Raw genomic sequence first — 1,246 nt, forward strand, 5'->3', positions numbered from 1 at the left:
ACGACGCGCTGATCCTCGACATCGGCCTGCCCGGCATCGACGGCATCGAGACGCTGCGCCGCGTGCGTGCGCAGGGCTCGAAGCTGCCGGTGCTGATGCTGACGGCGCGCGACACCGTCGCGGAGCGCGTGCACGGGCTCGAGGTCGGCGCCGACGACTACCTCGTCAAGCCGTTCGCGCCGGTCGAGCTGGTGGCGCGGCTGCGCGCCCTCGCCCGCCGCCACGAGAACCGGCTGGCCGAAGTGCTGGCGGTCGGCCGGCTGCGCTTCGACCCGCGCGAGTTGCGCGCCTGGCTGGGCGACGAGGCGGTGAAGCTCTCGCGCCGCGAGTGCGACGTGCTGCAGTACCTGATGCTGAAGGCCGGCCGTGTCGTGCCGCGCGAGCAGCTGGTCGCGCTGGTGCCGGGCTGGAGCGGTGCCACCTCGGACAACGCGCTGGACCTGCTGGTGTCGCGCCTGCGCACGAAGATCGAGCCCGCCGGCGTGCGCCTGCGCACCGTGCGCGGGCTGGGCTACCTGCTCGACACCGGAGATGAACCATGACGGCCCGCACCGCTCCCGCCCACAGCCTGCAGCGCACGCTGCTGATGTGGCTGATCCTGCCGCTGGTGGCGCTCGTGCCGCTGGCGGCGGCCCTGGTCTATGCGCTCGCCGTGCGCCCCGCGCTCGACGGCCTGGACCGCGCGCTGACCGACACCGCGGTCGCGCTGACCAACATCCTCGAGATGCGCGACGGGCAGGCCACGCTGCCGCTGAGCAACCAGACCTTGCGCGCACTGCGCGCGGACCTGGTCGACAACGTGGCCTTCGTCGTCGGCGACCCCCAGGGCCGGCCGCTCGGTGGCGATGCCGCGCTGCTCGCGCACGCCCCGGYACTGCGCGCCGGCGAGTGGCGCTTCTTCGACGACACGCTGCACGGCCGGCCGATGCGCGCGGCCGCCTTCGGTGCCCGCTGCGGCTCGTCGACGCAGATCTGCACGGTGCTGGTCGCCGAATCGCTCGGCAAGCGCCAGGATGCCGAACGCGCGGTCGCCCTGGCCGCGCTGGCCGCCTCGGTGCTGCTGGCGCTGTCGCTCGGCCTGCTGGCGGTGGTGGCGGTGCGGCGCGGCCTGCGGCCGCTGCAGCGCGCGTCGGTCGAGATCGGAGCGCGCTCGCTGCAACGCCTGGAGCCGATCGAGCCGGCCACCGTGCCGCGCGAGGTGGCGCCGTTCGTGCTGGCCCTGAACGAGCTGTTCGGGCGGCTGCGC

General features: G+C 74.6%; 2 protein-coding genes. Both read left to right on the forward strand.

Translation table 11 applies throughout. The features are described 5' to 3' along the window. Window positions 1–542: winged helix-turn-helix domain-containing protein (locus tag AC1D01_RS35430; protein WP_477874310.1), on the forward strand; the 542-nt coding region annotated here is incomplete at its 5' end. Continuing rightward, on the forward strand, window positions 539–1,246 hold a 708-nt coding region (locus AC1D01_RS35435; RefSeq protein WP_477874312.1), incomplete at its 3' end, for a sensor histidine kinase N-terminal domain-containing protein. The genes AC1D01_RS35430 and AC1D01_RS35435, both read left to right, overlap by 4 nt.

It is taken from the genome of Rhizobacter sp. P3_B12 (assembly GCF_056402895.1).